We start from the raw sequence: 24935 nt of genomic DNA on the forward strand, positions 1-24935 counted from the left end.
CATAGTCGCCGGGTTCTGACAATTGCACACAGATAACAAGGAACAGCAGATGGCAACGCTATTGGTTCTGCACGGACCCAACCTGAACTTGCTCGGCACCCGCGAACCGGGCACCTACGGCGCTACGACACTGGCGCAGATCAACCAGGACCTGGAACGCCGTGCCCGCGAAGCCGGACATCATTTGCTGCACCTGCAAAGCAACGCCGAGTACGAATTGATCGACCGCATCCACGCCGCTCGCGGTGAAGGTGTGGACTTCATTCTGATTAATCCAGCAGCTTTTACGCACACAAGTGTCGCATTACGTGACGCGCTGCTGGCGGTGAGCATCCCATTCATCGAAGTGCATTTGTCTAACGTGCACAAACGCGAACCTTTCCGCCATCACTCTTACTTCTCCGATGTAGCGGTGGGAGTGATCTGCGGCCTTGGCGCCAGCGGTTATCGACTGGCCCTGGAGGCCGCACTAGAGCAGCTTGAAAGACAGGCAACGGCTTGAACAACAAGCGTTGAACGCCCCTGACCGACCCTTGGGAGTTGATGATTCATGGATATCCGTAAAGTTAAGAAACTGATCGAATTGCTGGAAGAGTCCGGCATCGACGAACTCGAGATCAAGGAAGGCGAAGAGTCCGTTCGCATCAGCCGTCACAGTAAGACTCCGGCTCAGCAGTACTACGCTCCAGCGCCAATGCACGCTCCGGCACCGGCACCTGTTGCCGCTGCACCGGTTGCTGCCGCCGCTCCTGCTGCTCCGGCCGCACCAGTACTGAACGGCACCGTTGCCCGTTCGCCAATGGTCGGCACCTTCTATCGCAAATCTTCGCCAAGCTCGCCGTCCTTCGTTGAAGTCGGCCAGACCGTGAAGAAAGGCGACACCCTGTGCATCGTTGAAGCGATGAAGATGATGAACCACATCGAAGCTGAAACCAGCGGTGTGATCGAATCCATCCTCGTCGAAGACGGCCAGCCGGTTGAGTACGACCAACCGCTGTTCACCATCGTTTGAACCGCGGAGAGACTTTGATGACTGCGAAGTTGGAAAAAGTTCTGATCGCCAACCGCGGTGAGATCGCCCTGCGGATCCTGCGTGCCTGCAAAGAGATGGGCATCAAGACCGTCGCCGTTTATTCCACGGCTGACAAAGAGCTGATGCACCTGGGTCTGGCGGACGAATCCGTCTGCATCGGTCCGGCATCGGCTGCAAAGTCTTACCTGCACATCCCTGCGATCATTGCCGCCGCTGAAGTGACTGGCGCTACCGCCATTCACCCAGGCTACGGTTTCCTCGCGGAAAACGCCGATTTCGCCGAACAGGTCGAGAACTCCGGCTTCGCCTTCATTGGCCCGAAAGCCGACACCATTCGCCTGATGGGCGACAAGGTTTCGGCCAAGCACGCCATGATCGCTGCCGGTGTACCGACCGTTCCGGGTTCTGACGGCCCGCTGCCGGAAGACGAAGAAACCGCTCTGCGCATTGGTCGCGAAGTCGGTTACCCGGTGATCATCAAAGCCGCTGGCGGCGGTGGTGGTCGCGGCATGCGCGTTGTGCATAAAGAAGAAGACCTGATCTCCTCGGCCAAACTGACCCGCTCCGAAGCTGGCGCGGCGTTCGGCAACCCGATGGTCTATCTGGAAAAATTCCTGACCAACCCACGTCACGTGGAAGTCCAGGTGCTTTCCGACGGCCAGGGTCACGCGATCCATCTGGGCGACCGCGATTGCTCGCTGCAACGTCGTCACCAGAAGGTTCTCGAAGAAGCGCCGGCACCGGGCATCGACGAGAAGGCTCGTGCTGAAGTCCTCGCTCGCTGCGTCAAGGCGTGCATCGACATCAACTACCGTGGTGCAGGCACTTTCGAGTTCCTGTACGAGAACGGCGCGTTCTATTTCATCGAAATGAACACCCGCGTTCAGGTTGAGCACCCGGTATCGGAAATGGTCACCGGCATCGACATCGTCAAGGAGATGCTCAGCATCGCCGCTGGCAACAAGCTGTCGTACACCCAGGAAGACGTCGTCATCCGCGGTCACGCACTTGAATGCCGGATCAACGCCGAAGACCCGAAAACCTTCATGCCAAGCCCAGGCACGGTCAAGCATTTCCACGCTCCAGGCGGCAACGGCGTTCGCGTCGATTCGCACCTGTACAGTGGCTATGCCGTTCCGCCGAACTACGATTCGTTGATCGGCAAGCTGATCACCTACGGCGCAACCCGTGACGAAGCCCTGGCACGCATGCGCAATGCGCTGGACGAAATCGTTGTCGACGGGATCAAGACCAACATCCCGCTGCACCGCGACCTGGTCCGCGACGAAGGCTTCTGCAAAGGTGGAATCAACATCCACTACCTGGAACACAAGCTGGCTAACCAGCATTAAGATGTGATCCAGACCAACAAAGCCGCTTTCGAGCGGCTTTGTTGTTTCTGGAGATTACAGCCCTCTGTAGGAGAGAGGCTCGCCCGCGAAGAACGATGACGCGCTCTACTTGATAAACCGCGCCGCGTGGTTCGCGGGCAAGCCTCGCTCCTACAAAGAGCAAGTCGGCGCGGCATGCACCGGCCTTGTCGTCTTCTGCCGCGCGCTCGCGTAAACTTGCGCGCTTCTCGCAGCCCGCTAGGCTGCAATCAATATTTTTCAAAGGTGCCCGCCATGCCTTGGCTGCAAGTCCGTCTCGCCATCAGCCCAGAACAAGCCGAAACCTACGAAGACGCTTTCCTTGAAGTGGGCGCCGTATCGGTGACCTTCATGGACGCCGAAGATCAGCCGATCTTCGAACCGGAACTCAACACCACGCCGCTGTGGTCCCACACCCATCTGCTGGCCCTGTTCGAGGACGGCACCGAAGCCGCCAGCGTGCTGGCCCACATGGAATTGCTGACCGGCGGCCCGCTGCCCGAGCATCACAGCGAAATCATCGAAGACCAGGATTGGGAACGCAGCTGGATGGACGGCTTCCAGCCGATGCGTTTCGGCGAGCGCCTGTGGATTGTTCCGAGCTGGCACGCCGCCCCTGAACCAGACGCCGTGAACCTGCTGCTCGATCCGGGCCTGGCATTCGGCACCGGTACGCATCCGACTACCGCGCTGTGCCTGGAATGGCTCGACGGCCAGGACCTGAAGGACTGCAACGTGCTGGACTTCGGCTGTGGCTCGGGGATTCTGGCCATCGCCGCCCTGCTGCTGGGCGCCAAGGAAGCCGTCGGCACCGACATCGACGTGCAAGCCCTCGAAGCCTCCCGCGACAACGCCGGACGCAACAACATTGCTGAAGCGCTGTTCCCACTGTACCTGCCGGAAGACCTGCCGCAGGTTCAGGCTGACGTGCTGGTCGCCAATATCCTCGCTGGCCCGCTGGTTTCCCTGGCGCCGCAATTGTCCAGCCTGGTCAAGCCAGGTGGTCGCCTGGCGCTGTCGGGCATCCTTGCCGAGCAAGGTGAAGAAGTTGCCAAGGCCTACGCCCAGGACTTCGATCTGGACCCGATTGCCAATCGTGATGGCTGGGTGCGCATCACTGGCCGTCGGCGCTAGAATGAGCGCCTGCATAATCCGGATCGCCGCATGACCGACAGCTTCGTCACTCAGTGCCCGCATTGCCAAACCAGCTTCCGCGTCAGCCATGCTCAATTGAGCGTGGCCCGTGGAGTGGTTCGCTGTGGCTCCTGCCTGCAAGTGTTCAACGCCGCCAAGCAACTGCTTGAGCAGCGCGCCGGCAAGGACGCGGTCAAACCGGTCGCCCCGGCTGTCATCGAGCCACCGGTACGGGCCATCAGCCAAAAGCAGTGGTCTGCCACCGAGATGGATCTGGACAGCCTCGACCTGGACCAGGAACTCGCCCGGCTCGAACAGCGGGAAATCCAGCCGACCACGGAATTTGGCCGGCACCGCGAAAACGGCCTCAGCGCTCGCCGCGACTCTGTGGAACACGACGAAGAGCCCTGGTCCGACAGCCTCTTCAGTGAATCGGCGGCTGATCGCGCCCATGCGGTCGAAGCCGACCAACAGGAAACGCAGGCAGAATCGAGCAAACACTCGCGCACTGAACCTTCGTTCTCTCTGGAACCGGTTGATCTGGACGACGAGCCCCATGTGCCGCAACTGCGCCTGAATGACCCGCTCGACACGCCCCTGCACCACGATCGTCTGTCGGCAACCGATGCACCTGACGACGACCTGCCCCCGATTGCCCACCTGCGCAAGCGACACGAACGCAGCGAGTCGACGGAACGTGCCGACGCCTTGCAGGACCTGAGCGACGACCCGCTGCAACTGGACTGGCAGAAACGCCGCTCACCGTGGGGTCGACGGTTTTTCTGGTTGTTGCTGATCCTGCTCGGTGCCGGCGCCCTCGCCGGCCAGTACGTGGCTTACCATTTCGACGAACTTGCTCGCCAGGACCAATACCGTCCGTGGTTCCAGCAACTGTGCCCGCAAATCGGCTGCACGGTGCCGTCCAAGGTCGACATCGCCAAAATCAAAAGCAGCAACCTGGTGGTGCGCAGTCACCCGGATTTCAGTGGGGCACTGGTGGTGGATGCGATCATCTATAACCGCGCAGCATTCTCCCAGCCTTTCCCGTTGCTGGAACTGCGCTTTGCCGACCTCAACGGCCACCTGATCGCCAGCCGTCGCTTCAAGCCCGGCGAGTACCTCAACGGCGACCTCGAAGGCATGGCCGAGATGCCACCACAAACGCCGATCCACATCGCGCTGGACATCCTCGATCCAGGCCCCAAAGCGGTGAACTACAGCCTGAGCTTCCATTCGCCCGAGTGAAGCGCTTCAGTGCTCTGGGATTGACGGCGGTTTTCTGACTTTGCCCGCCGGGACCAAACCACTGGCGATAACAGAATAACTGTTCAGATTTTGTTCAATTCAGCCTTTATCCAGTCATCGAGAGCGGGTATCATGCCAACCCTTTTTCGAACTCTCATGATCCGGCCCCACAACAGGGAAGTCCTATGTCGGCGGTACGCATCGGTCCATATACATTGCACAACGGCTTGATCCTCGCCCCAATGGCGGGGGTCACCGACCAGCCCTTTCGTCAGCTGTGCAAGCGATTGGGCGCAGGGCTTGTAGTCTCGGAAATGGTCACCAGCGACATGAGCTTGTGGAACACCCGCAAATCGCGGATGCGCATGATTCACGAAGGTGATCCCGAGCCACGCTCGGTACAGATTGCCGGTGGCGATGCGCAGATGCTGGCGGATGCGGCCCGGGCCAACGTCGAACTGGGCGCACAGATTATTGATATCAACATGGGCTGTCCGGCGAAAAAGGTCTGCAACAAGGCCGCCGGTTCCGCACTGTTGAAAGATGAAGCATTGGTCACCGAGATCCTGCAGGCCGTCGTGGCCGCAGTTGATGTGCCGGTGACGTTGAAGATCCGCACGGGCTGGGACCGGGACAACAAGAACGGGCTGACCGTGGCGAAGATCGCCGAGCAGGCAGGCATTACGGCGTTGGCGGTCCATGGCCGCACCCGGGCTGACCTGTACACCGGTGAAGCCGAGTACGACACCATCGCCGCGATCAAGCAGGCGGTGTCGATCCCGGTCTTTGCCAATGGCGACATTGATTCACCCGAGAAGGCCCGGTACGTGCTCGACGCGACCGGTGCCGATGGCCTGTTGATAGGCCGGGCTGCCCAGGGGCGGCCATGGATTTTTCGCGAGATCGACCATTTCCTGCGTACCGGCGAGAAACTCCCGGCGCTGGAACTGATCGAGGTGGAACGCATTCTGCTAGAGCATCTGGCTGCGCTGCACGTCTTCTATGGAGACGTGATGGGCGTACGCATTGCTCGAAAGCATGTGGGCTGGTATCTCGCAACCTTGCCGGGCGCCAGGGAGTTCCGCGCCCACTTCAATCGTTTGGATGGTACGGAAACACAATGCGCCAACGTTCGGGAGTTCTTTGCCGAGCGCTACAAGAGCCTGACAGGGGACGGAGAAGGGGTGGCCGCATGACGATGATGACCGAGACTTTAGTGAGTGGAATAACACCCGTGAGCGACAACGTGAATTTGAAACAGCACCTCAATACGCCGAGCGAAGAAGGTCAGACCCTTCGCGGGAGTGTCGAGAAGGCGCTGCACAATTATTTCGCCCACCTTGAAGGCGCTGCCGTCACGGATGTGTACAACCTGGTGCTCTCCGAAGTCGAGGCTCCCCTGCTCGAATGCGTGATGAACTACGTCAAGGGCAACCAGACCAAGGCCAGCGAGCTGCTCGGGCTGAACCGAGGCACGCTGCGCAAGAAACTCAAGCAGTACGATTTGCTGTAAGCATTCAATCAAACCAGAAAGGCGCCCGCGTAAAACCGGTCGCCTTTTTTGCTGACTCCTTTGCTTTTGATGGAAATTGAAATGACCGACCAGACTACCCGCCTGCCGATCCGCCGCGCCTTGATCAGCGTCTCCGACAAGACCGGGATCCTCGAATTCGCCAAAGAGCTTGAAGCCCTGGGCGTCGAGATCCTCTCCACCGGCGGGACGTTCAAGCTGCTGCGCGACAACGGTGTTGCCGCAGTGGAAGTCGCGGATTACACCGGTTTCGCAGAGATGATGGACGGTCGAGTCAAGACCCTGCACCCGAAAATCCACGGCGGGATCCTCGGTCGTCGCGGTATCGATGACGCGATCATGAACGAGCACGGTATCAAGCCGATCGACCTGGTTGCGGTCAACCTGTACCCATTCGAAGCCACCATCAACAAGCCAGGCTGCGACTTGCCGACCGCCATCGAGAACATCGACATCGGCGGCCCGACCATGGTCCGCTCGGCAGCCAAAAACCATAAAGACGTGGCCATCGTGGTGAACGCCAGCGACTACGCCAATGTGCTGGAAGGCCTCAAGGCCGGCGGCCTGACCTACGCTCAGCGTTTCGACCTGATGCTCAAGGCTTTCGAACACACCGCCGCCTACGACGGCATGATCGCCAACTACATGGGCACTGTGAACCAGGCCGCTGAAACCCTCAGCACCGAAGGTCGCAGCGAGTTCCCGCGCACCTTCAACAGCCAGTTCGTCAAGGCTCAGGAAATGCGCTACGGCGAGAACCCGCACCAGAGCGCGGCGTTCTACGTGGAAGCCAAGCCAGCCGAAGTCGGCATCGCCACCGCGACCCAACTGCAAGGCAAAGAGCTGTCGTACAACAACGTGGCCGACACCGACGCCGCGCTGGAATGCGTGAAGAGCTTCGTCAAGCCAGCCTGCGTGATCGTCAAGCACGCCAACCCGTGCGGCGTTGCCGTGAGCCCGGACGCCGAAGGCGGCATCCGCCAGGCTTACGAATTGGCCTACGCTACCGACACTGAATCTGCGTTCGGCGGCATCATCGCCTTCAACCGCGAGCTGGATGCTGAAACTGCCAAGGCCATCGTCGAGCGTCAGTTCGTCGAAGTAATCATTGCCCCAAGCGTCAGCGAAGAAGCCCGCGCGATCGTGGCTGCCAAGGCCAACGTGCGCCTGTTGGCCTGCGGCGAATGGTCGGCTGACCGCGCCGCTGCCTGGGACTACAAACGCGTCAACGGCGGCCTGCTGGTACAGAGCCGCGACATCGGCATGATCAGCGCCGATGACCTGAGAGTCGTGACCAAGCGTGCCCCGACCGAACAGGAAATCCACGACCTGATCTTCGCCTGGAAAGTCGCCAAGTACGTTAAGTCCAACGCCATCGTCTACGCCAAGAATCGCCAGACCATCGGTGTCGGCGCGGGCCAGATGAGCCGCGTGAACTCCGCCCGTATCGCTGCGATCAAGGCTGAGCACGCCGGTCTGCAGGTGCAGGGTTCGGTCATGGCGTCGGATGCGTTCTTCCCGTTCCGTGACGGTCTGGACAATGCGGCCAAGGCCGGCGTCACTGCAGTGATCCAACCAGGCGGCTCGATGCGTGATGCAGAAGTGATTGCAGCGGCTGATGAAGCTGGCATCGCCATGGTCTTCACCGGCATGCGCCACTTCCGTCACTGATACAGCGATCCCTGTGGGAGCGGGCTTGCTCGCGAAGACGGCGGCACATTCAGCAATGATGTGACTGATACACCGCTTTCGCGAGCAAGCCCGCTCCCACATAAGAGCACCCTGCGGTGCTACCAAGAATTAGCGTCATCCGAGGTTTTTGAAATGAATGTTTTGATCATTGGCAGCGGTGGCCGTGAACACGCCCTGGCCTGGAAAGTGGCTCAGGATCCGCGCGTGCAGAAGGTTTTCGTTGCTCCGGGCAACGCCGGCACCGCCATTGAAGCCAAGTGCGAGAACGTCGCTATCGACGTGCTGGCTCTTGAGCAACTGGCTGATTTTGCCGAGAAGAACGTTTCCCTGACCATCGTCGGTCCGGAAGTCCCGCTGGTTGCCGGCGTTGTCGACCTGTTCCGCGCCCGTGGCCTCGATTGCTTCGGTCCGACCGCTGGCGCTGCCCAGCTGGAAGGCTCGAAAGCGTTCACCAAGGATTTCCTGGCGCGCCACAAGATCCCGACCGCCGATTACCAGAACTTCACCGAGATCGAGCCGGCCCTGGCTTATCTGCGTGAGAAAGGCGCACCGATCGTGATCAAGGCCGACGGCCTGGCCGCCGGTAAAGGCGTGATCGTCGCCATGACGCTGGCTGAAGCCGAAGACGCCGTGCGCGACATGCTGGCAGGCAATGCCTTCGGCGACGCCGGTTCCCGCGTAGTGATCGAAGAGTTCCTCGATGGCGAAGAAGCCAGTTTCATCGTCATGGTCGACGGCAAGAACGTATTGCCGATGGCCACCAGCCAGGACCACAAACGCGTTGGCGACGGCGACACCGGCCCGAACACCGGCGGCATGGGTGCCTACTCCCCTGCCCCGGTCGTTACGTCTGAAGTGCACAAACGCGTCATGGACCTGGTGATCTGGCCGACCGTGCGCGGCATGGCCGATGAAGGCAACGTCTATACCGGTTTCCTTTACGCGGGCCTGATGATCGACAAAGCCGGCAACCCAAAGGTTATCGAGTTCAACTGCCGTTTCGGCGACCCTGAGACCCAACCGGTGATGCTGCGTTTGCAGTCGAGCCTGGTGTTGCTGGTCGAAGCGGCCCTGGCGCAAGCCCTGGACAAAGTCGAAGCGCAATGGGATCCACGTCCAAGCGTCGGCATCGTGCTGGCGGCCGGCGGCTATCCTGGCGACTATGCTAAAGGTGTGGCGATCAACGGTCTCGACGCAGCGGCGGCACTGGAAGGCAAAGTCTTCCACGCCGGTACTGCGCTCAAGGACGGTCAGGTGGTGACGGCCGGTGGTCGGGTGCTTTGCGCCACAGCCATGGGCGCCAGCGTTGATGCGGCCCAGCAGCAAGCTTACAAGCTGGCGGCTGAAATCGACTGGGAAGGCAGCTTCTATCGCAAGGACATTGGCTACCGTGCCATTGCCCGCGAGCGTGGCGAAAATCAGGAATAAGGCTTCCATTTGGCCAGGCAAGGGCTTGATGCCCTTGCCGGACTATTCCGGCGCCGCGCATAGTTATATTCTGGCATCAACCTACGAAGGGATTTCGCCGTGCGCTGGCTCAGGATTGCCATAGGTCTTACCGTCACTCTGTTGACCTTGCTCTGCATGCTCCCGGCCCAGGCCGCGCAAGGCAGTGGCTGGTCGGTATTGCTCGACGAACAGGGCGACCTGGCGCTGAGCGACATCCGCTCCGCACGCTTCACCAATCAATTCAGCCCTATCGAACTCGACCACCTCACGGCGGCCGAGCCCGACGGTGCATTGTGGCTACGTTTCCGGCTGACACCGGGCAAGCATGAACAACTGCTGCGCGTCTTCGCTCCCGACCTGTCGCACCTCAATCTGTATGTGCTGGACGGCGACAAGCTGGTCGAGCAACTGAACACCGGCACTCAACAGCCCCAGGCTGAACGGCCATTGCCCAGCAGCGACTTCATGTTGCCGCTGCCCCAAAGCGACAAACCCCTCGACGTCTACCTGCGGCTGGTTTCCGAGCACCAGTTGCGGCCTTACATCACCCTGCAATCAGCAGTGATGACGGCGGCCAATCAGAACCTCACACTGATCTATGGCCTGCTGTTCGGCTGCATCGGCATGCTGATCCTGCACAACGTCGTTCGTTACGCCTATACCCGCTCGCGCAGCAGCCTTTGGCTGGCCGCTTGCGAGTTTCTGTTGATGCTCAGCCTGGTCCTGCTGCTGAACCTGGCCGGGCCGTGGCTGCCGAACTGGCACGCCGTCCAGACCCCCGGTGCTTACCTGGCCTTGTTGCTGACAGCGCCCTGCGGCTTGATGTTCGCCTACCGATTCTTTGCACCGCTAGGACCGCATCCACTGAACAAGCTGCTGCTCGGCGACATTCTGTTCACCGTGGTCAGCGGGCTGCTGCTGTTATTCGTCAACACCCTGCCGCTGAACATCATCACCTACGGCCTGGTCGCCCTCGCGGGCCTGAGTATGTTGTTCGTCAGCGCCTTTCACTGGCAAAAAGGCTATCGCCCGGCCCGACTGTTCGTCGCGGCCATGGTGGTGTTCAACATCGGCGCCCTGATCATCCTCCCGGCGCTGCTGGGGTTGACCCTGGTGGCGCCGCAAGGCCTGATCATTACCTTACTGGTCTTTATCTGCATCAGCGGCCTGTTGATGAGCATCGCCCTGGGCGAGCGCCAGCGCAGCATCACCGAAGACCGCTTCAGCGTCAGCCGCGACCTGGCCGCCAGCAATGCCGAGATCAACGCCAAGGCCGAATTCCTGGCCAAGATCAGCCACGAAATCCGCACGCCGATGAATGGCGTACTGGGCATGACCGAACTGTTGCTGGGCACGCCGTTGTCGGTCAAGCAACGCGATTACGTGCAGACCATCCACAGTGCCGGCAACGAACTGCTGACCCTGATCAACGAGATTCTCGACATCTCCAAGCTCGAGTCCGGGCAGATCGAACTGGACGACGTGCAATTCGACCTCAATGCCCTGATCGAAGATTGCCTGAGTATCTTCCGCGCCAAGGCCGAGCAGCAAAACGTCGAGCTGATCAGCTTTATCCAGCCGCAAGTGCCACGGGTGATCAGCGGTGACCCAACCCGCCTGCGCCAGACCCTGCTGAGCCTGCTGGAAAACGCCCTGAAAAAGACCGACGAAGGCGAGATCCTGATCGTCGTCGCCCTCGACGAACGCAGCGCCAAACCGCGCCTGCGCATCGCCGTGCAGGACAGCGGCGTGCCAATGGAAGCCGAAGAGCGTGATGCGCTGATGCACGCCGAACTGCACAGCAAGCATTTCCTTTCGGCCACTCGCCTGGGCGGCAATCTGGGGCTGGTGATCGCCCGGCAACTGATTCGCCTGATGCAAGGGGAGTTCGGGATCAAGAGCGGCGCCAACCAGGGCAGCACTCTGTGGCTGACCTTGCCACTGGACCCGGACCGCCTCGAACACCCGACTTCCGATCTCGACAGCCCGCTGCAAGGTGCGCGCGTGCTGGTGGTCGACGACAACGACACCTGCCGCAAGGTGCTGGTGCAACAGTGCAGCGCCTGGGGCCTGAATGTCAGCGCCGTACCGTCCGGCAAGGAGGCCCTCGCGTTGTTGCGCACCAAGGCTCATTTGCGCGATTACTTCGACGTGGTCCTGCTCGACCAGAACATGCCCGGCATGACCGGCATGCAACTGGCAGCCAAGATCAAGGAAGACCCGAGCCTCAATCACGACATCCTGCTGATCATGCTCACGGGCATCAGCAATGCGCCGAGCAAGATCATCGCCCGCAACTCGGGGATCAAACGCATCCTCGCCAAACCGGTGGCCGGCTACACCCTCAAGACCACCCTGGCGGACGAACTGAACCAGCGCAACAAGGGCCTGGCCGTGTCGCACCATTTACCTGCCGGCCCTACCGTGCCGGTCAAGGTGCCCAGCGATTTCCGCATCCTGGTGGCCGAAGACAACAGCATTTCGACCAAGGTCATTCGCGGCATGCTGGGCAAGCTCAATCTGCAACCGGACACCGCCAGCAACGGCGAAGAAGCGTTGCAGGCGATGAAAGCCCAACGCTACGACCTGGTGTTGATGGACTGCGAAATGCCGATCCTCGACGGTTTCTCCGCGACCCAGCAATTGCGCGCGTGGGAAGTCGGCAACCAGCGGATTCGCACGCCGGTGGTGGCATTGACCGCACACATCCTCGCCGAGCATAAAGAGCGCGCGCGCCAGGCCGGCATGGACGGGCACATGGCCAAACCGGTCGAGCTGTCGCAGTTGCGCGAACTGATCGAGCATTGGGTGGCCCAGCGCGATCAGCAGAACCGGGCAGCGGCGCAAACGTCCTGAGCCGACAGACGCTGTAGCGCCTGATAGACTCCCCCTCGACTTCCCCCGCCAGTGAGCTAGCACCCATGCTCCACGTGTTGTTCAGCGTTTACCTGAAGATGCTGGTGCTCTACAGCCCATTCTTCGTGTTGTCCTGCTTCATCAGCCTGACCCGCGGTTATTCGCGCAAGGAACAACGCCGCCTGGCCTGGAAAGTGGCGGTCGCGACACTGGTATCCAGTGTCTTGCTGTACCTGTTCGGGCGAGTGATTTTCAGCGTGTTCGGGATCACGGTGGACGCGTTCCGCATCGGTGCCGGCAGCGTGCTGTTCATCTCGGCACTGGGCATGGCCCAGGGCAAGTCGGCGGTGCAGACTGATAACGTGCAGCAGGACGTCACCATCGTGCCGCTGACCATTCCCCTGACGGTCGGCCCCGGCACCATCGGTGCGCTGCTGGTGATGGGTGTAAGTCAGCCGCACTGGGATGACAAGCTCACGGCGATTCTGAGTATTGCCCTGGCCAGTTTTACGGTGGGGGTGGTGCTGTATTTGTCGAACCGGATCGAGCGGATTCTCGGCGACCAGGGCTTGCAGATTGTCAGTCGGTTGATGGGTTTGTTTGTCTGCGCGCTGGCGGCGCAGATCATCTTTACCGGGGTGAAGGGTTATCTGGTGCCCTGAATGCACAAGGCCGAGGAACTTATTGTCCTCGGCCCTGGTTTTATTCTGACTCATCTGAGTGACTTCACATCTTGCGGCGCTGCCCCTTCACACGTCAAAAACCATGTGAAGGGGATCCGTAAGCATGCTCAGCGTTTAGGAATCACACCTGATTTTCAGCAGCTGCATCTTGCCGAATCATTAATAGCGTTTTGAGCTGTATGCCACCCGTGATACCTGGCTTGCTCACCAGCGACGAAATGGTAAAAGGCTGATATGCATTTATCGACAGCAGCAACTCGCCGCGTAGCGTGACATCCTTTGCACAGGCTTCACGGAAGATCAGGCTGTGGCACGTGACGGGATCGAGCATCACCAGGTGTTCATCCACCCGGCTGACGATCAGTTGCTCCGGCGAGTCCAGTGTCCAGTCCAGTTTGACCAGTGCCGCTTGCTTGCCCAGGGGCGGTCGGCAATCGACGATCACCGATTCCAGCCGCCGCCAGGCCGCTTTTGACAGTCGGCACTTCGCACCGGTATGGCCCAGACGCAGGATCAAAGTACTGACATCGTCGGGAATCAATGGCAGCACATCATCAAGCTTCAGATTGCTTTGCACCGTCAGCGTATCGGCGTTGCGTTGCACATAGCTCATTGGGCCGATGGTGCCGGTAAGCGGATAGCGGCGTAAAAAGCCGTCGGCTGCATCGAACAACAAGACGTTGGTATGCCGCTGAGTGCCCAGTGCAACGGATGACTCGGGACGCGGCACGTTGGCCGCGTCGATCAAACGCCCGCTACTGCTGACAAACCATTGTTGGCGCACAGGATGAGCCACGTTGAGCAACGGGGCGCAACGCTGTGTGCTATCTACCAGCGCCTTGAGATGTTCGCCCAAGGCGTCGGCGTGTTCGCGCACCCATTGGCTGTCGACGCCGGTGATCAATGCAGGCTCGTTATGGTTCAGTTCCATCTGGATGCCTTCAACGGTCGTGGCCAGCAGGCCGGCGCCCCGACGTGTCACGTCGGCGAAGGTCCACGGGCGCCACAGTGGTTGCAGTGCTGGCAGCGCATCAGAGATCAATAATCGAGTGCCGCCACCAAAGGCGTTCGGTAGTTGTTTATCGTCGATAAAGGGCTGGCGATAGATCTGGCCAGCGGCGACGTCGAACAGCCAGGCTGCCGCGTTATCCGGGGTTGCCCCCAGCAACCGCACTTCCTTGCCATGGCCCAGGTCGGCCAGCACCAGGCGTCCTTCGAGGTACCAGGCGCACAAGCGCGCATCACCGCGAGCATTGTCCAAACCGATCAAGGCCAGCGTGGTGAAAGGAGCATCGGTTACCAGCGCCGGCAACTGCGTCCACCATTGCAGCCGATCCTTGAACCAGACTTCGGTCAAGCCTCCCAACTGCAACTCGCCCTCGGGCGTCAAATCGTAGAACAGTCCCTTGTCGGTCAAGGCCAGGCAACCTTGCTGGGCCACCACAACACCATTGAGCCCTTTGAGCGTCTGCCACTCGACCGACAGTTTTACCTGTCCATCCACGACAGAACGGCGCTGTACGCACAGGCGCGAACTCAGGCGTTTGTACATGACAAACACATCCCCCTCAGTACCGGCCGGTACCAACAGGCTTGACTGGTTCTTGTCCTTGTCCGAATCCTTCCAGCCCCGGAGGTGATGTCGCGTAGGCTGCGGTCGCACAATCAAGCCATCGCTGCTGCGCACCCAACTCATGTCGGACCGGCCTTGTTCCGGTTTCCAGTGAATGGCAACAAAAGCACCCAACTGCCAGTTCGATGTTTTGATGCGCTCTGTCGAGGTCACGGCGGGCCACGCAGTGTAATCGCCCAACAGCGGCTTCCAGTCGGCCAGCGTCGGCGACAGCCCTAGAATGTCCTCCAAAGTGGTTTCGAGACCGCGCGTCAGCGAAGTGAGCAACACGCCTTCGTCGGTGAGCAGATATTCCAGGCTGTAGCTTTGATCGCCCTCGATGAATTCCTGTACCACCCTGACCCCGCCGGGCACTGCCGAACACTGCGTGACGGCGAACTCTCCACGCTTGAGCATCAACAGATAGCGGTGACTGATCAGGCCACTGACCACATCGGTCCTGATCACCTCGGCACTTTGCGGGTGATAGAAATACGCAGCGCCCTCCACCACCGCGCCCAACAGCGGATCCTCGGGCACAATGACGTCGTCGTCCTGGATGTACAGGAAACGGTTCTGCGCCGAATCGTAGTAGGCGGTGGTGTGGCGTTCTTCCTTGGCGTCATCGAACGGGATCAGGAAATTGTGCACAGGCGTGTACGGTTGCTCCAGTCGATGTTCCCGGGCCAACGCCTTGAAGTGCGATCGCAATGTCGGGGCATCAGCACCCGGCAGTGCATCCACTTCCAGCGGGATCAACACCTGCTGGCGATGGTCGACCCGAAAGCGGTTGCTCCCCGACAAATGCAGCGTGATATCAAAAATAGCTTCGCCGTGGCAGGTGATGTTGACCCCGCCGATTCTCAAGACCCCGCCGTTCAGGAACTGTACGTCGCTCTCCTTCGCCCAGGTTGCCAGCAGCGTCCATTGCAGCGTCCTGAGGCTCGACGAATTGAGTCGCACGTCCACCCCTTGATTGAGCATCAGCGTACAGGGAGCACCGCTGGCCTCGATCTCATAAGCGATGCGGCCATGCCAGCTTTTGAGCAGCGTTGGCACCACCAGCGTGCGCGGCACATCGTCGACCCGGACCTGAATCACTGTCGTGGTGTGAGGCCGGTAGGACGGGTAAATATTCTGCAGGATGTATTCGCCCGGGAACGAATAGAACGTGAACAGGAACTGCCACTGCCCCTGCGAATTTTTCGTTTCCAGACGGCGTGCGACATCGAAACCCTGATCATGCCGCCAAGAGGAGAACGGCAGTGTGTGGTAGTCGTAACCGTAGAACGCTTGAGGCGTGCACGGCAGGACAATTACCTCACCCGCCGCCGGGCGGAAGGTACCAGAGCCTGGTAGCCCGAGGCCTTGACGTAAATTGATCGCCCGGTCGTAATCCACATCGTAATCCGGCACACCGAAATGATTGCGCAACGGGAACAGGTGCTGACTGTCGTACGTCACCACGCCGGTGCGCAGGTCCAGGCTCTGGACCACCAGTTTCGGGTGCGCCTGCCAGGCGTTCTGTTGTGCGCTCCAGCTGAAGGGCGCACCGCGATAGGCCTGATCCAGTTCATGGAAAAACAGCCCGACCTGTTTGGAGCGTTCGGCGACCATGGCAAAGCCCTGGGCCAATGCGCCCACGCCGACGGCCAGTCCGCCGACGATCACCGACGCCCCGCCAAAGAACGCGGCGACCGTGGCAGCCGACGCCAGGCCGGCGCCCATACTCACGGCGCCCAGTACGGCACTGGCCGAGTCGAAGGCCAATTGCGTGCTGAACCGGGCGACGTCCACATCGTTGTCGGCTTTGCTCAACTGGTAGATATCAAACCCGACGTTGACCATGCCCAACACCGTGCCGACGCCTTCACCTGCCACATGCCCGAGCGCCTCCCCCGCCACCGTGGAACTGGTCTGGGCAATCAGCCGTTCCTGGGCCAGGCCCTGACGCACCAGACTGACAACGCCAACCATATCGATCACCAGACCATGAACGATCTGCGCATAATTCACATAAGCGTGCAGACGCACCGCCAGCGTCAGGCTTCGATCATCTCCTTCGCGGCCACGCAACGCATTCATCAAGGCCTGGATCGCAAACCCGGCGTTGAGTGTGTGGACCGCACCAACGCCGGTCGGATCGAGCGCGCTGGTCCGGCGCGTGGTCAGTTTGTCGAAGAGTTCGGTGAGGTGATTCTTGATGCGCAGGAAGCGCTGATCGTCGGTGGTGACGCGCACCAGTTGCTCGGGGATGCCGGGCTTTTCGGGTTTGATCAGGCTCAGTTGATAGTCGCCCCGCGGAGTGATTTCCAGGGTTTCAAATAATGGAATGAAGTCGGCGGTCAGTTGGTTTTTGGCTTGCAGATCGTGGCTGGCCTGCGTGATTTGCTGGCCCCACCAGTGACTGTCCAGCTCCATCAGGCTTTTGCCCAATCGTGAATTGTTCACCAGCGACTGGCCCCTGGCGCTGGCCAAGCGTTTTCGACCACCGGGAGCATCCATCTCTTTCAATGTACCAGGCAACAGCAAGTCTTCGACGCGCACACCCAAGGACAGCTCCCATTGTGCAATCCGGTCGCTTTGCACTTCGACCAGATCAAACGTCGGTTGGCCGCGCTCGCCGTAGGCGGTGTAATAATCAGCCATGCCCATTTGACCGAAAAAGTTCTGCAGGTCGCTGAGCATGCCTTCGGGATGTTCAAACTCGAAAACGCCGAGGTTGGGATCGTAGAAGTGATAGGTACTGCGATCACCGACCCAGGTTTTGGCCACCAGCATGGCGTGGTTGTCAGAGTTGAGCATCAGCGTGCTGGTCGTCGTCCGGGCCTCAAGCAAATCCACCATCTGTTGCAGGTTGACTCGCGGCGCGGTGCCTACTTCGCTCACGTCCACGCCGTGCAGCGCTTCGATGGAGCGTACGAAGCTTCGCGAATTGTTGTCCTCAGGCTCCACAATGCTCACGAAGAACCGCTCGCGCAGCGTGGCGACCGCCGCTTCCCCTTTGGCGATCGCCGCCGCCATGACAAGCGCCAAGGGATAACACCGCCGGCCGATGGTGTTACCGAAGCCATCGAACAACAGATCCTGAGGGAAAAACCGGGCGGTCGCCTCGCGGAAACTGCCCTGCAGTTCAGCGGAACGTTCAGTAAGCCGTTCACGGAATTCGGATTTTGCCACTTGCTGGATCCGGGCCACCTGTTGCCCCCACTGGCGCAGGCTCAGCGGCTTTTCCATGGCGTTGTACTTCAGGAGCAGCGCGTCGACGGCCTGATCCATCGACTCTTCGACCGGGTTCGCAAACCCAGCCATGAACTCGGCGGCCTTATATTTGAATAACTGATCCTCGATCACCGCATAACGTCCCGCTACGCCTTTATCGCTGACCATTCTGGCCAGTTGGCCGAGTTCATCCGCTGCCGCCAGGAAGCTGCGATTGTCCAGCGACTCGAGCCCCAGCAATTGACCGAGCAGCAGACGTTGGGCGGCACTCAACTGCCCCATCTGTAATGAGCCTTCGGCCAGGCGCCCCAGCACTTCAATGATGGAAAGCCCTCGTGCGCTGGTGTCACTGATCGATGCAGGCGGCAGCGTCTTAACGTCCTGAGCGACGATGGCCTGGCGATCGTCAAAGCTCAGCGGCAACAGTTTATCGAACGTCACGCTGACATCACTGCCTTGGCTCATCGCCTTCAATAATGGCTCGCCAAGGTGATCGAGCAAGTGCTGGAGAATGCTGGTCGACAGCACATGCCGACCTTCGATCAGCGGCCAGCCGGCATCAAACTCGATGGTCTGGCGTTTGAGCAACTCTGCCATGTCGCCTTTGTAGCGCGCCTGAAACTTGCCTTCCTGCCAGCGTTTTTTTTCGTCGATCAGCCACTGATCTTCCGATAGGGTCTGCTCCTTCCAGGAGTGATCCTGCTCCTCTTCGGTTTGCCGATTGACCGTGCCGTTACCCTTGATAGCAACGAACACGCGCAACTCTTCGGCCGACCTCGGCGTCAAGTTGCGCTTCTCATAATCGCCTATACCAGCGAGCATCGCGTCCGGCCCAGTCAAATGGACGGTGAGTTGGCTATCGGGATAAATGCCATCGCTGTAATACTGGGCAGCCCCCCTGGCCATCCACTTCAGAGCGATCTCTTCTTCAATACTGTCCGGCGGACCGATGATTTTTAGTGCAGCTGTGAATGCAAGTTTATCCATTGCCGGCAAATTGGAATAACTGACGTTTTGCTCGACAGCCCTGCCCGCCGTGGTCTTCACCACTTCATAATTGAGCAGGAAACGATCGATAACCGCACCGACCGTCGCAGACCCCGGATGCGCCATCAGAAACGAGTTATTAACCGTTTCCTTCACTGCCACGGCGCGAAGACCATTCGGTCGAACTTGACGATTTTCCGGGACATGAAACACATCATTCAACGCAGGTCGGCTATTGGCGAATACCTCCAGAGCAGCACGTTGATGCAGAGGAATGGAGTTGAAATACTTTGTATACCGGCCCGCTAAACTTTGACGGTTTGGCATCCATTCGGGGTTGTGATCCAGCAGTAACTGCAAAACGCCCAGCCGGGCCTCTTCTCCAAATGTGCTGATGTCCACACCGCCCAGTTTCTGCATCAGCGGTGGTAGATTATCCACGTCAGAATAAAGCCCCCCTTCAATATATAAAGCTTCTGCGCGAACGACGTCGGAAGCGCCTGCAAAGTTACCTCGCAAGTTCCTTTCCCGCTGGTAGATATCCTCGACGCGTAGCGGTGCGCCCAGCAACTTAAGATCGCATAACAGCAGATCTTCACTGGCCAGGGCGGCAATACTGAGAAGATGCTTTTCGCGCAAAGCCCTGAGGTTTTTTTCGTCTTGTCCGTAGCCACGAACCAACAGGTCGATTCGCGCCTCATCGGCACTTTCACCCCGTTCTTGTGCCCTGAGGATATGGGCATACAATTGCTCCTTCAGCGGCATCAAGCGTTCTATATACAGGTCGCCAAGCTCGGTGGGGGAGGCAAGGTTCGTACCTCCCGCCGCCATGGCGTCGGCTTTCGCCGCCTGGACAATGATCCGGTTTGTCTCGTAGGCCAGTAGTGCATCACTGTCATACCACAACATCAGTTTATGGCCGTCCTTGACCATCACTTGCTTCCAGACGCTGATGTAGTCGCGCTGGATGTCCCCGAGGCCACCACCGAGCCAGACAAAGTGCAGTTTCTTCGGTACTTCCGGCATCGCGCTTTTCAGTGCTTCTACACTTTGGGTCACGCGGGAGCCGTAATCACTGACCTTCTGATGAAGCGCCTGTACCGCTTCGGCGGCGTCACCGGAGGAATGCTCGTCCTCCGTATCTCGACGTCGGCGTACAGCGGGCGCCAACGAACCTAACGCTTCATTCAACAATGCCAGCGGACGCAACAGGCTCTGGTCATCCTGCGCGTCTATGCAACCCTGGTAATAGCGAAGGATGGCCTCGTACTGATCAGCCTTCTTGTAGGGCGCCAGTATGCGCTCCAATTCCGAACGATTCAGAAGGTCGGCAATACCGACATATTCACGACTATTCACAACTTCCTGTTGACTCATAGTTAAACATCCATATTTAACAAAACATATCAATCGAGCACAGCCGAACGAAAATAAAATGGACGGCAGCGCAACATTTATAACGAGCTAAACCAGCAGAACTATTCTTCGATAATCCATATATCAACGCTGAAAGGCGGAGCAACTGAACGCCAAACTATCGACTTGCACCGCACTTATCAAACCGCAAAGATATTCAATTAGTGTCTACACAACTTGAAACTCAAACACCGACAATCCGGCTTTGAATAACCCATACCGGATATAACAGAAGACCCATAAAAAACGCCTCAAAAGAGGCGTTTTAATAGTTAGTTAACCGACGGGTTTGTCGCCATACCAACGCGGCGTATAAACCCACTCGCCACCCTCGGCACGCGGGAACACGCACGTGGTGGACGAGCCGATCAGCACCATGGTGCGCATGTCCACTTGATCCGGTGTCAACTGCCCCAGCGTGGTCACGCGCAGCGTCTGGCCCGGGCGACCGATATCACGGCCCAGCACCACCGGTGTTGCGGCGGTGCGGTGTTGCGCGACGATCTCCAGTGCGCGGCCCAATTGCCATGGGCGCGAACGGGAAATCGGGTTATAGAAGGCCAGGGCCAGATCGGCTTGAGAGGCCAGATCGAGGCGCTTCTCGATGATCGACCACGGCTTGAGGTTGTCCGACAGCGACATCACGCAGAAGTCATGCCCCAGCGGTGCACCGGCCTGGGCAGCGGTGGCCAGGGACGCGGAAACGCCGGGCAGGATTTCAAGATCGACGTTGTGCCAGTTCGCATCGCTGGATTCGTGCAAGGCTTCGAGCACCGCTGCGGCCATGGCGAACACGCCCGGATCACCGGACGAGACCACCACCACCGAGCGACCCTGAGCCGCGAGTTCGAAGGCGTGGCGGGCACGCTGCATCTCTTCGCGGTTATCGGTGCAGTGCATCACCTGATCGGCGCGAAACGGGCCGGCCATGCGCACGTAGGTTTCATAACCCAGCACATCGTTGGCCCGGGCCAGTTCGGCTTTCACCGCCGGCACCATCAGTTCAGCCGCGCCAGGTCCCAGGCCGATCACCGCCAGACGACCGCGCGGACGACCGATCAGCCGCGGATCGAGTGGTTCGGCGGCGACCACGATGGCCATTGATTCGCTGATTGCGATAGACGTCAGTAACGACGGCACAGCGTCCCGAGCCAGGTCGAGCACAGTCCCGGAGCGAGCGCTGAATCGCAGCGGCACACCTAATTCCAGCGCAGCTTCACGCAGCACCGGGTTGGCCATGTCGCTTTCGCTCGCCAACAAACAGGCCAACGATTGCACTGCAATGTTCGCTTCATGCAACGCCGAGCGAATGGCTTCTGCCGTTCCCGTCGTCACCGCCACCAGCACATTGCGCGGGTAGATCAGCAGTTCATTGGCACTCGGTTGACGCTCGGCATGCCCGACATGAATCGCCAATCGCGCCTGCTGATCCTCCGGCAATTGCGCCTCGGCCAGCCACGGCGCCGGACCTTCGATGCGCACGGATTCGCCCGCGAGCAAGTCCGACACGAAGCGCTTGCCCAACTCCAGATCGCCAAGGGCATAACCGCAGGGTGGATTGAGCAGGCAGGTGCCGAAACGCAATTCACCGCTGGTGGTGATCGCCGCAGCAACATCCAGCGCTGCCGCGATCTCCCGCGCCAACACATTCACGCCGCCCAGGCCACCGAGCAGCGGCACCACGGCGCTGCCGTCTTCAGCCACGGCCAGCACTGGCGGCTCGGCGCCTTTCTCCAGCAGCAGCGGCGCCAAGGTGCGGATGACAATGCCAGCCGCGCACAGGGCAATGATCGGCGTGTCTTGTTGATAGAGCTCGCGCAAGGTCGCGCCGAACTCTTGATATTCGTGGTCGGCGCCGTCAACCCTCCCGGCCAGACCGTGGATCACCGCATCCGGATAGCGCTGCTGAATCCTGCGCGCCGTGGCGAGGCTGCCATTGCCGAGGATGACAATGGCGGGTGCAGGACGGCCCATCAACCTTGCCACCGTTCGCCGGGCACGATGATCAGCGAGAAGTACGGCGACGACATCGGCTCGACTTCATCTAGCGGCACGATTTTCTGGTTGGCCATGGTCGCGCGCTCGACGTACAGCGCGCGCCCGTCCATGCCGAGTTCTTGCAGCACCTGACGTACCTTGGGGAAGTTGCGCCCCAGCTTCATGATCACGGCCGCATCGGCATCGGCGAGGCGACGCTTGAGTTCTTCATGAGGCAACACGCCGGACAACACCGACAAACTCTGATTGCGATACACCAGCGGCGAACCCAGCACCGAAGCGCCGCCGAGCATCGAGCAAACGCCCGGCACCACTTCGGCGACGTAACGTTCGGCCAAGCGATCGTGCAGGTACATATAGGAGCCGTAGAAGAACGGATCGCCTTCGCAGATCACCGCCACATCGCGCCCCGCGTCCAGGTGTTCGGCGAGCTGCTCGGCGGCGCTGTCGTAGAAGTCGCTGATCACTTGTTCATAGGACAGCGGCGCCGGCAGCGCTTCGGTGGTCACCGGGTACACCAGCGGCAACAGGTTTTGCGCCTCTTGAAGGTGCGCTTCGATGATGCCGAACGCGTTGCCCTTTTTGCCCTTGGCAACGAAATACGCCACCACCGGGGATTCGCGCAGCAAGCGCAGGGCTTTGACGGTAATCAGTTCCGGATCACCGGGGCCGACGCCCAGGCCGATCAAGCGTCCAGGTTGCTGCATCATTCGATCTCCGTGGCGAGGGCGTTGACGGCGGCGGCAGCCATGGCGCTGCCGCCCAGCCGGCCTTGCATGATGACGAACGGCACACCGCGACTGTCCGCCGCGAGCATCGCCTTGGATTCGGCGGCGCCGACAAAGCCCACCGGGAAGCCGAGGATCAGCGCCGGTTTCGGGGCGCCAGCATCGATCATCTCCAGCAGGTAGAACAGCGCGGTCGGCGCGTTGCCGATTACCACCACGCTGCCTTCCAGATACGGGCGCCACAGTTCCAGCGCGGCAGCGGAGCGGGTGTTGCCCAACTCGCGGGCCAGCTCTGGAACGCCCTCGTCGCGCAGGGTGCAGATCACTTGGTTGTTCGCGGGGAGTCGCGCACGGGTCACGCCTTCGCTGACCATCCGCGCGTCACACAGGATCGGTGCGCCAGCGGCCAGCGCATCGCGCCCGGCCTTGCCCGCGCCTTCGGAGAATTGCAGACCGTCGATGGCCTCGACCATGCCGCAGGCGTGGATCACTCGCACGGCGAGTTTTTCCAGGTCGGCCGGGATGCGCGAGAGGTTGGCCTCGGCGCGAATGATCGCGAAGGAGTTGCGATAGATCTCCTGACCGTCGCGGATGTAATCAAGCATCTAGGGGGCTCCGTGAGCGGGCGTCGAGCAAGGTCGCGACCGCTTCAATAGTAAGGTTGCTTGCGTGCAGCGCGCCGAAACCCGGCAGCGCTGCATCGCGAAAATAGAGGTCGTAATGACCGGGGTTCACCGCCAGCAGGGTGACAGGGGCAACATGGGCGGCGGCGCAGGATCGCGGGCAGCCGGACAGGTGCACATTCAGGATTTGGCCGTGACGTTGCAGCAACGCCGCCAGTTGCAGCGCATCGCCCTTGGTGTCGGCCAGGCCTTTGCCGCAACCGGCGGAACCGGTGCAAGCAATCAGGTGCGCCAAGGCATCGTTAGCCGAACAGCGCAGACCCAGATTTTCCAGGCTGTGGATAACTTCAGCGGCGTCGTCTTCGTGGACACCCGGTAGCAACAGGCTTTGCCACGGCGTGAACCGCAGGCTGCCATCGCCGCATTCGCGGGCGAGTCTGGCGGCACCTCGGAGCATGGCAGGATCGAGCCGGCCCAAGGTTGGCACTGCGCCGATATAGACACGACCCGATTCACGCTGCGGATGAGCGCCGATGTGCAGGGCATTCGGGGACGCGAAACGCTGCCAATACGCGAGGGACACCAGCGGCACCCGCTCGGCCAGTTGCGCGACAAACCCGGCCACCGGGGTTTCAGCCAGCAGATGACGCATGCGCGTCTGCTCGGGACGCGCCAGGTCGAGGAACAGCTCAAGCGCCGCGATCACCAGTGCGTGACCGTGCTCCAGCCGCACCGCACTGACCGGCGTATCCGTCGGGCATCCGGCCAGGCCGAAGGCCAACAGGCGCTCGCCATCCTGTTCACCGGCGCTCAGCCACAGATCATGGTGATGTTCGAGCATCGCCAAGCCTTCGCCGCCATCGAGTTGCACGGCGAACTTGGCGCTCAACTCGTGGAAACGCCCGTGGCTTTGCAGACTATTGAGGATCTGTTCGGCCAGCGGACGCGTATCGAACAACATTCGTCGATCAATCCCGGCGCTCGGGCTGAGCATCAGGTTGCGCACATCGTCGCCCGCCGCCGTGCGTGGTCCCAATCCAGCAGCCAGCAGACTGTCGATCAATGCCGTCTCTTCGCTGCCAATTCCGCGAATCTGCAGGTTGGCGCGGTTGGTCGCCTCGATCACACCGCCGGCGTAGCGTTCGGCCGCATTGGCCACCGCTTCGGCCTGATCGGCAGTGATCGAGCCGCCATTCAACTTGACCCGGCAGATCCCGCCATCCAGCGCCTGGACAATACGCAGCAACCCCGGGCAGGCCGAGGGGCGTAAGGCGTTGGACATCGGGCGTTTGTTCAAGGGAGCGACCGGCAATGTGGGAAAGGCGCTTCGCGGGCGAAGGCGCGGTATTATGCCTG

Annotated in this window: 16 protein-coding genes; 11 read left to right on the forward strand and 5 right to left on the reverse strand. The window is 60.3% G+C overall.

What is annotated here, in order from left to right:
• Positions 1 to 49 precede the first annotated feature (49 nt).
• The 11 genes from aroQ (at position 50) to ACWIKB_RS09620 (ending at position 12972) form a co-directional block, all read left to right on the forward strand.
• A complete protein-coding gene (gene aroQ / locus ACWIKB_RS09570) occupies positions 50 to 502 on the forward strand; it encodes a type II 3-dehydroquinate dehydratase (protein ID WP_201189370.1) in 453 nt (150 codons plus the stop codon).
• Positions 503 to 550: 48 nt separating this feature from the next.
• The gene (accB, locus tag ACWIKB_RS09575; protein ID WP_054044024.1) at positions 551 to 1012 is read left to right on the forward strand and encodes an acetyl-CoA carboxylase biotin carboxyl carrier protein; all 462 of its coding nucleotides are present in this window, start codon (positions 551 to 553) and stop codon (positions 1010 to 1012) included.
• Positions 1013 to 1029: 17 nt separating this feature from the next.
• The gene (gene accC, locus ACWIKB_RS09580; RefSeq protein ID WP_054044025.1) at positions 1030 to 2385 is read left to right on the forward strand and encodes an acetyl-CoA carboxylase biotin carboxylase subunit; all 1356 of its coding nucleotides are present in this window, start codon (positions 1030 to 1032) and stop codon (positions 2383 to 2385) included.
• Positions 2386 to 2658: 273 nt separating this feature from the next.
• Entirely contained in the window at positions 2659 to 3537 is an 879-nt protein-coding gene (gene prmA / locus ACWIKB_RS09585) for a 50S ribosomal protein L11 methyltransferase (RefSeq protein ID WP_054044027.1), read from the forward strand.
• A gap of 30 nt (positions 3538 to 3567) precedes the next feature.
• Entirely contained in the window at positions 3568 to 4782 is a 1215-nt protein-coding gene (locus tag ACWIKB_RS09590; protein ID WP_475266411.1) for a DUF3426 domain-containing protein, read from the forward strand.
• A 185-nt stretch (positions 4783 to 4967) separates the two neighbouring features.
• Complete coding sequence (gene dusB, locus ACWIKB_RS09595; RefSeq protein WP_475266412.1) at positions 4968 to 5978, forward strand: tRNA dihydrouridine synthase DusB; 1011 nt, start codon at positions 4968 to 4970, stop codon at positions 5976 to 5978.
• Positions 5975 to 6295: a DNA-binding transcriptional regulator Fis gene (fis, locus tag ACWIKB_RS09600; RefSeq protein WP_033059584.1), complete on the forward strand. Its 321-nt coding sequence runs from the start codon at positions 5975 to 5977 to the stop codon at positions 6293 to 6295. Before dusB ends, fis begins: the two co-directional genes overlap by 4 nt.
• An 81-nt stretch (positions 6296 to 6376) precedes the next feature.
• Positions 6377 to 7984: a bifunctional phosphoribosylaminoimidazolecarboxamide formyltransferase/IMP cyclohydrolase gene (gene purH, locus ACWIKB_RS09605; RefSeq protein ID WP_475266413.1), complete on the forward strand. Its 1608-nt coding sequence runs from the start codon at positions 6377 to 6379 to the stop codon at positions 7982 to 7984.
• A 153-nt stretch (positions 7985 to 8137) separates the two neighbouring features.
• The gene (purD, locus tag ACWIKB_RS09610) at positions 8138 to 9433 is read left to right on the forward strand and encodes a phosphoribosylamine--glycine ligase (protein WP_475266414.1); all 1296 of its coding nucleotides are present in this window, start codon (positions 8138 to 8140) and stop codon (positions 9431 to 9433) included.
• Between the two features lie 99 nt (positions 9434 to 9532).
• Positions 9533 to 12310 (forward strand): hybrid sensor histidine kinase/response regulator, encoded by a 2778-nt coding sequence (locus ACWIKB_RS09615; protein ID WP_475266415.1) that lies wholly within the window; start codon positions 9533 to 9535, stop codon positions 12308 to 12310.
• Positions 12311 to 12375: 65 nt separating this feature from the next.
• On the forward strand, positions 12376 to 12972 hold the full coding sequence (locus ACWIKB_RS09620) for a MarC family protein (RefSeq protein WP_054044032.1): 597 nt from the start codon (positions 12376 to 12378) through the stop codon (positions 12970 to 12972).
• Between the two features lie 142 nt (positions 12973 to 13114).
• On the opposite strand, the gene ACWIKB_RS09625 is transcribed toward ACWIKB_RS09620, so the two are convergent.
• From ACWIKB_RS09625 to cobG, 5 genes are all read right to left on the reverse strand, one after another.
• Positions 13115 to 20191 (reverse strand): TcdA/TcdB pore-forming domain-containing protein, encoded by a 7077-nt coding sequence (locus ACWIKB_RS09625; RefSeq protein ID WP_475266417.1) that lies wholly within the window; start codon positions 20189 to 20191, stop codon positions 13115 to 13117.
• A gap of 315 nt (positions 20192 to 20506) precedes the next feature.
• The gene (gene cobJ / locus ACWIKB_RS09630; protein ID WP_475266419.1) at positions 20507 to 22204 is read right to left on the reverse strand and encodes a precorrin-3B C(17)-methyltransferase; all 1698 of its coding nucleotides are present in this window, start codon (positions 22202 to 22204) and stop codon (positions 20507 to 20509) included.
• The gene (locus ACWIKB_RS09635; RefSeq protein ID WP_475266421.1) at positions 22204 to 22938 is read right to left on the reverse strand and encodes a precorrin-2 C(20)-methyltransferase; all 735 of its coding nucleotides are present in this window, start codon (positions 22936 to 22938) and stop codon (positions 22204 to 22206) included. The genes cobJ and ACWIKB_RS09635 overlap by 1 nt, the downstream gene beginning before the upstream one ends.
• Positions 22935 to 23561: a precorrin-8X methylmutase gene (locus ACWIKB_RS09640; protein WP_475266422.1), complete on the reverse strand. Its 627-nt coding sequence runs from the start codon at positions 23559 to 23561 to the stop codon at positions 22935 to 22937. Before ACWIKB_RS09640 ends, ACWIKB_RS09635 begins: the two co-directional genes overlap by 4 nt.
• Positions 23554 to 24861, reverse strand: coding sequence for a precorrin-3B synthase (gene cobG / locus ACWIKB_RS09645; RefSeq protein ID WP_475266854.1), 1308 nt, complete (start codon positions 24859 to 24861; stop codon positions 23554 to 23556). The genes ACWIKB_RS09640 and cobG overlap by 8 nt, the downstream gene beginning before the upstream one ends.
• Positions 24862 to 24935: the final 74 nt, after the last annotated feature.

This window comes from Pseudomonas sp. 5Vm1k (assembly GCF_056161485.1).